This window comes from Amycolatopsis rhizosphaerae, assembly GCF_007713715.1.
Taxonomy (GTDB): Bacteria; Actinomycetota; Actinomycetes; order Mycobacteriales; family Pseudonocardiaceae; genus Amycolatopsis_E; species Amycolatopsis_E rhizosphaerae.
Map to the genome: position 1 here is coordinate 1 of NZ_VJWX01000356.1, position 7,489 is coordinate 7,489.

At 70.9% G+C, this 7,489-nt stretch carries 6 protein-coding genes; 1 reads left to right on the top strand and 5 read right to left on the bottom strand.

All coding sequences use genetic code 11. The features are described 5' to 3' along the window. From FNH05_RS27105 to FNH05_RS27115, 3 genes are all read right to left on the bottom strand, one after another. A partial coding sequence (locus FNH05_RS27105; RefSeq protein ID WP_144591571.1) for an amidase occupies window positions 1-1,365 on the bottom strand: 1,365 nt, incomplete at its 3' end. Then, entirely contained in the window at window positions 1,362-2,108 is a 747-nt protein-coding gene (locus FNH05_RS27110; protein WP_246127964.1) for a GntR family transcriptional regulator, read from the bottom strand. The genes FNH05_RS27110 and FNH05_RS27105, both read right to left, overlap by 4 nt. A gap of 83 nt (window positions 2,109-2,191) precedes the next feature. Continuing rightward, window positions 2,192-3,844, bottom strand: a complete 1,653-nt coding sequence (locus FNH05_RS27115; protein ID WP_144591572.1) for a purine-cytosine permease family protein — start codon at window positions 3,842-3,844, stop codon at window positions 2,192-2,194. A 219-nt stretch (window positions 3,845-4,063) separates the two neighbouring features. Between FNH05_RS27115 and ilvD the strand changes: the two genes are divergently transcribed. Beyond that, on the top strand, window positions 4,064-5,908 hold the full coding sequence (gene ilvD, locus FNH05_RS27120) for a dihydroxy-acid dehydratase (protein ID WP_144591574.1): 1,845 nt from the start codon (window positions 4,064-4,066) through the stop codon (window positions 5,906-5,908). A gap of 63 nt (window positions 5,909-5,971) precedes the next feature. Here ilvD and FNH05_RS27125 read toward each other — a convergent pair whose 3' ends face one another. Further along, window positions 5,972-6,607 carry a DoxX family protein gene (locus FNH05_RS27125; protein ID WP_246127965.1) on the bottom strand — a complete coding sequence of 212 codons (636 nt, stop codon included), beginning with the start codon at window positions 6,605-6,607 and terminating at the stop codon, window positions 5,972-5,974. 48 nt (window positions 6,608-6,655) lie between these two features. After that, window positions 6,656-7,489: NAD(P)-dependent oxidoreductase (locus tag FNH05_RS27130; protein WP_144591577.1), on the bottom strand; the 834-nt coding region annotated here is incomplete at its 5' end.

The window sequence follows — 7,489 nt, forward strand, 5'->3', positions numbered from 1 at the left end:
CTGCTGGAAGGCATCCCCGGCGCGCAGGAGGGCGGACTCTCCGAAGGCGGGGCCCGCCAGCTGCAGTGACAGCGGCAGCCCGCCCGCCGTGAAGCCCATCGGCACCACCAGCACCGGATTGCCGACGCTGTCCCAGTACGGCGTGTGGATCAACTGGAACAGCCCGGCCACGTCGATCTGCCCTTCGGGCCCGGTCAGTGATTCGTAGCTGGGTGCCCCGACGGAGATCGCCGGGCAGGCGATCACGTCGACGGTGGAGAACAGCCGCCCGATCGCGTCCTGCGCGACCCGCCGCACACGCTGCGCCTGCACGTAGTCCGCGCCGGACACCTGCGCACCGAGCGCGAGCATCGCCCGGGTGGCCACGAAGTAGTCGTTCCACCGGCCGGACAGATCGGTCCGGTGGTAGGCGAGCGCCTCGCAGCCCATGGTGATCAGGTCCGCGGTGATCATCTCCTGCCAGTACGGCAGGGCGACCTCCACGACCGTCGCGCCCCGTGCCGTCAGCACGGCCACCGCGGCGTCGAACACACCCTCCAGCGCCGGGTCGCTGCCCTGGGGGAAGTGGTGCTCCCGCACCACGCCGATGCGCATCCCCGTCAGGTCGCCGTCGAACTCCGGCGGGCTGAACGGGGCGTCCACACAGTCCGGGTCGCTGGCGTGCGGCCCGGCGATCACCTCCAGCACGGCCGCGCAGTCCCGTGCGCTGCGGGCCAGCGGCCCGACGTGGTCGAGGCTGTACCCGAGCGGCACGCAACCGGACTTGGGCACCCGTCCGAACGTCGGCATCAGCCCGCTCACCCCGCAGAACGCGGCCGGGATGCGAATGCTGCCCGCGGTGTCGGTGCCGAGGCCGGCCAGGAACATCCCGGCCGCGACGCCGCTGCCGGTGCCGGAACTGGACCCGCCGGGCCAGGTGTCGGGATTCCACGGATTGCGCGGGATCGGGAACGGTTTGGCGGGATCCGGCATACCCACGGCGAACTCCATCGTCGTCGTCTTGCCGGTGATCACCGCTCCCGCGGCCTTGAGCCGCGCCACGGACGGCGCGTCCCTGCCCGCACCCCAGGCACGGTCGAGCACCAGGCTCTGCGCCGTCGTCGGCCCTTCCGCCATGGCGAGGATGTCCTTGACGCCGAAGGGAATGCCGTGCAGCAGTCCCCGGTCCACCCCGCGTGCCAGTTCGGCGTCGGCCGCGGCGGCCCGCTCCAGGGCGTACTCGTCGAACCGGGTGAGGTAGGTGCCGAGCACCGCGTCGGAGGCGTCGGCGGCGGCGATCGCGGCCTCGGTCAGCCGCACCGAAGTGACGGTGGACTGGCGCAGTGCCTGGGCGGCGTCGGTGAGGGTCTGGGGCAGCTCGGTCATGAATGCTCCTCGCGGGTGCGCCACGCGCGCGAGACGAACCGGAAACGCTCGCCGCGGGTGTGGATGAAGGCCAGGTCGAAGGGACGGCCGTGGGGGTCGTAGATGATCTGCTCGCTGATGATCAGCAGGGCGCCCACGCGGACGCCGAGGGCCGGAGCCACCAGCGGGTCGGCCGGTTCGCAGCCGAAGATGAACTCCGATTCGGACAACTCGACGCCGGCGTCGGCCAGCAGGGCATACCAGTCGGACACGAACGGGGTGTCCCGCACGCGCCCGGCCCCGGGGAACAGCACGTAGTTGGTGACCAGCCCGATGGGCTCCTCCTCGTGCAGCGCGACGTACTCCAGGCGCAGACAGGGGGTGCCTTCCGGCACGGCGAGACGCTCGGCGACGGTGGCGGGCGCCTCGACCACCGAGCGGTCGAGCACGCGTGGCCGCATCCGCCGGTTGAACACGCTCTCGCGCCCGGGGGTCATCACGCCGTGGGCCTCCGGCAGTGCGGTGTCCACCGGCCGCACCACGACGTGCGTGCCGATGCCCTGGACGCGTTCGATGAGCCCTTCGGCCCGCAGCAGGGCGAGCGCCTCCCGCACGGTGGCGCGCGTGGCGTGGTGGGAGGCCATCAGGTCGGCTTCGCTGGGCAGCTGTCCGTCGGGATACCGGCAGCCCTGCACGGCCGCGCGCAGCATGTCCCGCAGGCGACGCACCTCGTGCGCCCGCTGCCGCCGTGAATCGGAGGTCATTCCGGGGGACGGTAGGTACCGGGCATTGCCCCCCGGTCTCCGCAAGATCACCTCGCCGTTAAGCGGGACGGCGCTGGTGACGCTCATGCCACCTCCAGCGTCTCGGCCTCGGGCGAACGGGTTCGGGGCAGGCCGAGCGGGACCGCACCCTTCGGCGGACGCCAGGCGCTGGGCTTGCAGGCGTCGTGGCACCGGCCCTCGGTGGAGCAGCACAGCGAGCAGATGGTGCCGCCGTGGAACGGGCAGGTCGCCATGTCGGCCACGTCGTAGTCGCCCTCGCACACCGAACACGGCAGTTCGGTCGCGTCCTCCGGCAGGTCGGAGACCCGGGCGACGTACCAGCGCCCCTTGGTCGCCAGTGCGACGACCGGAGGCAGCACGAGCGCCACGGCGAGCGCGATGAACGGCGACAACGCGGCGGCGGTCGCCCCGAAAACGCCGTAGTAGGCGATCATCGACACCGCGCCTGCCGCGATCATCGAGCCGAATCCGACCGGGTTGACGTGGTAGAGGTGCGCCCGGTGGAAGACCAGCTCCGCCGGGGCGAGCCCGAGCAGCCGCTTGTTGATCACCTGATCGGACACCATGACGGCGATCCAGGCCACGCCCACACTGGAGTACCAGGCCAGCACCTCCACGATGTGGCTGAAGATGTCGATCTCCATCAGCACCAGTGCCAGGCCCACCTGGAGGAACACCCAGACGGCGCGGCCGGGGTGGCGGTGCAGCAGGCGGGAGAAGAAGTTCGACCAGGACAGCGAACCCGAGTAGGTGTTCATGATGTTGATCTTGATCTGGGACAGCAGCACCAGCAGGCCGGCGAGGACCAGCGCGACGGTGTGGTTGCCGGTCAGCCGCTCGTAGACCACGGTGAACAACTCCACCGGCACTCCGACCTGTTCCGCGCCGACCTTCGTGGCGGCGTAGCCGACCAGCAGCGTGGAGGCGAAGAAGATGCCGACGGCGAACAGGGCGAACCCGGGGCCTCCCATGATCACCGCGAGCCGCCACCGGCCCCGGTTGCCCGCCGTGGGATCGGGCATCAGGCGCAGATAGTCGCCCTGCTCGCCCACCTGCGTGGCCAGCGACAGTTGCGCGGCGGCGATGGTGAACACGGCGAGCACGGTCAGTCCGGCGCCGCCCGCCGGGGAGACCGTGGCCGGGTGCACCATGGCGTGCCCGGCACCCGGCGCGGTCGCCGCGGTGCCCAGCGCCAGTCCGATCAGCGCGATCCAGACCGGCCAGGTCCAGGCCTGGAACTTCGCGCTGAACGACATCCCGTACAGGGTCAGCGGGATCATCACCGCGGACACCACCACGTAGGACAGCTGGATTTCCAGGTGTGTCAGCGCGGTCACCGCCTGCGCCATGATCGCGCCCTCGTACGCGAGGAAGATCAGCGTGTACGTGGCGTACACCAGCGAGGTCAGCGTGGAGCCGAGGTAACCGAAACCGGAACCCCGGGTCAGCAGGTCTATGTCGACGTGTTTGCGGGCGATCGCGAAGGCGATCACCAGTGTCAGCGGCAGCGTGACGGCGGCCGCGACGGCGAAACCGGCGAGCGCGTTGGCGAAACCGAACGCGTCGACGAACGCCGCGTCGAGTGCGTAACCCGCCATCGCGGAAATGCCGACCAGGCAGGACAGGAACACCATCCAGGGTGACCACTGGCGAAACGCCGCCGGGGTGTAGCGCAGCGAGTAGTCTTCCATCCGCGGGTTATCGGCAAGCCCCATAATCCGCTCCCTTCGTTCGGCGGGGGAGGCGAATACGAAAGCTAGAAATGGGTTATTGCCGCGGTGTATCCAGTTTCCCCGCGCCCTGTTACGCCGGATACCGGAACGGCCTTACCGCTGCCGACCTGCTCTTTCCCACATACTGGGCACGGTTTGGCCGGATACCGGCCCACCCCGGCCGCCGGGGCGGGCGGGCGGTACCCGGCGTAACCTGACTGCATGCCTCAGTTGCGTTCCCGAACCACCACCCACGGCCGCAATGCCGCGGGCGCCCGCTCCCTGTGGCGGGCCACCGGCATGACCGACAGCGACTTCGGTAAGCCGATCGTGGCGATCGCCAACTCCTACACCCAGTTCGTGCCCGGCCACGTACACCTCAAGAACCTCGGCGAGATCGTGGCCGAAGCGGTGGCCGAAGCCGGCGGCGTGGCCCGGGAGTTCCACACGATCGCGGTGGACGACGGGATCGCCATGGGCCACGGCGGCATGCTCTACTCGCTGCCCTCGCGCGAGATCATCGCCGACTCGGTGGAGTACATGGTCAACGCGCACCAGGCGGACGCGCTGGTGTGCATCTCCAACTGCGACAAGATCACGCCGGGCATGCTCAACGCCGCACTGCGGCTCAACATCCCCACCGTGTTCGTGTCCGGCGGGCCGATGGAGGCGGGCAAGGCGGTCGTGGTCGACGGGGTCGCGCACGCACCGACCGACCTGATCACCACGATCTCGGCCTCGGCCAACGCCGCGATCGACGAGGAGGGCCTCGGCGTCGTGGAGCGCTCGGCCTGCCCGACCTGCGGCTCCTGCTCGGGCATGTTCACCGCGAACTCGATGAACTGCCTCACCGAGGCGCTGGGCCTGTCGCTGCCCGGGAACGGCTCCACCCTGGCCACGCACGCCGCGCGCCGCGCGCTGTTCGCCGAAGCGGGCCGCACCGTGGTGGAACTGGCCAAGCGCTGGTACGGCGAGGACGACGAGAGCGCGCTGCCCCGCTCCATCGCGAACAAGAAGGCGTTCGAGAACGCGATGGCGCTGGACATGGCCATGGGCGGTTCGACCAACACCGTGCTGCACATCCTCGCCGCCGCGCAGGAGGGCGAGATCGACTTCACCATCGACGACATCGACGCGATCGGCCGCCGGGTGCCCTGCCTGTCCAAGGTGTCCCCCAACTCGGACTACCACATGGAGGACGTGCACCGGGCCGGTGGCATCCCGGCGATCCTCGGTGAGCTGAACCGCGCCGGCCTGCTGAACAAGGACGTCCACGCGGTCCACTCCCCCGGCCTCGAGGCATGGCTGTCCACTTGGGACATCCGGGCCGAGTCACCCTCCGCGGAGGCCGTGGAGCTGTTCCACGCGGCGCCGGGCGGGGTCCGCACCACGGAGGCGTTCTCCACCGCGAACCGCTGGTCCTCTTTGGACACCGACGCGGCGGGTGGCTGCATCCGCGACATCGAGCACGCGTACACCGCCGACGGCGGCCTTGCCATCCTGCGCGGCAACCTCGCCGAACGCGGCGCGGTGATCAAGTCCGCGGGCATCGACGAGTCGCTGTGGGTCTTCCAGGGCCCCGCGCGGGTCGTGGAGAGCCAGGAAGAGGCCGTCTCGGTCATCCTCGGCAAGAAGATCCAGCCGGGCGAGGTGCTCGTGGTCCGCTACGAAGGCCCCGCGGGCGGCCCCGGCATGCAGGAGATGCTGCACCCGACGGCGTTCCTCAAGGGCGCGGGCCTCGGCAAGAAGTGCGCGCTGATCACCGACGGCCGGTTCTCCGGTGGTTCGTCGGGCATCTCGGTCGGGCACATCTCCCCCGAGGCCGCTTCGGGCGGTGTGATCGGCCTGGTGCAGGACGGGGACCAGATCCTCATCGACGTGCACCAGCGCAAGCTCGAACTGCTCGTCGACCAGGAGGTGCTGGCCGAGCGGCGGTCGAAGATGGAGGCGAGCGAGCGGCCGTGGCAGCCGGTCGACCGGCAGCGGCCGGTCACCGCCGCGCTGCGGGCCTACGCCCGGATGGCGACGTCGGCCGACACCGGCGCCGTCCGCGACGTCAACCGGTAGACCCATCGAAAACGGCCGTGAGGGACCCCCTCACGGCCGTTTTCGGTTGCCGGCCGGGCCGGCTCAGCGGAACAGCGAGAGCACGATCGCCATCGCGCCGGCCGCCAGGACGAAGCCCACGAAACCGAACGGCACCGGGCGATGCCGCCACGGGGTGTTGACGTCGAGGGAGATCCGGCCAGGACCGGTGAACAGCAGCGCGAGCGCGATCCCGCCGAGCACCAGGTGGTACTCGAAACCGGAACCGGTGGCATTGCCGTCGAGGAAGAACCCGGCGCGGTACTCCAGGTACACCACGTTCGCCGTGATCGCCAGCAGCGCGCCCGCGGCCGCCGGTGTGAACAGCCCCAGGACCAGCAGGCCACCGGCGACGATCTCGGTGATCCCGGCGACCCAGGACAGCGCGGTGGTCTGGCTGGTGTAGCCGTGCGCGGCGAGGATCCGGGCGAACTCGGCGATGCCCGGGCCGGAGAACAGGCCGAACACCTTCTGCAGGCCGTGGGCGCCGAGGGCGCCCCCGAGCACGATCCGCAGGACCAGCAGGCCGAAGTCCAGCCCGCCGTGCCAGCGCGCGGCCCGGTCGTCGTCGTAGGCCAGGCGGTCTTCCGGGTCCGGGAGACCGGCCCCGGCGTCCTGCGGCTCGAAGTAGCCGGACTCGGTGAACAGGCTCTGCCGGGCGTACTCATCACCTTGGGTCACGCGCGCAGAGTAGGCCATCACGCCCGCCCGGCATAGCGGTTCGGCGCGTCAATATTCGCCGTGCACCAGATTGTGGGGCAGTTCGCCACCGGCGTAGCGCGCGATCTCCGCGGCGGCCACCGCGTAGGAGCGCCGCTGCAGCCCCCGCGTCGCCCCCGCGACGTGCGGGGTCAGCACGAGGTTCGGGGCCGTCCACAAAGGATGCTCCGGGGGCAGCGGCTCGGGATCGGTGACGTCGAGGGCGGCCCGCAGCCGCCCGGAGGTCAGTTCCGCCAGCAACGCGGGGGTGTCCACGACCGGGCCCCGGGACACGTTGACCAGTACCGCGCCGTCGGCCATCGCGGCGAGGAACGCTGCGTCGGCCATGCGGCGGGTCCGCGAGGTCAGCGGGACCATGAGCACGACGACGTCGTGGGTGCCCAGTAGAGAGGGCAGTTCCCCCACGCCGCGCACCCCGGGGCGGGCCCGCAGCCCCACCATCGTGGTGACCGCGTCGAACGGCTCCAGCCTGCGGCGCAGCTGGTGGCCCAGATCGCCTGCCCCCACGATCAGCACCCTCTTGTCCTGCAGGGTGTCGGTGGTGTGCCGGTGCCACCGGTGGGCCGTCTGGTCGGCGGCGAACTCGCGCAGGTCGCGGAACATCGACAGCAGGGCCGCCACCACCCATTCGGCCGTGCTGCCGCCATGGGCCCCGCGGCAGGTGGACAGCAGGACCCCGGCGGGCAGCGCACCCACCCAGTCCTCCGCCCCGGCGGACAGCAACTGGATCAGCTTCAGGTTGGGCAACTGCTCGAACAGCGTGCCCCGCTCACCCGCCCGGTGCGTACCGGGGATCAGCACCTCCGCCCCGGCTGCCTCCGGCGGCAGCGGAGCTCCCCAGGG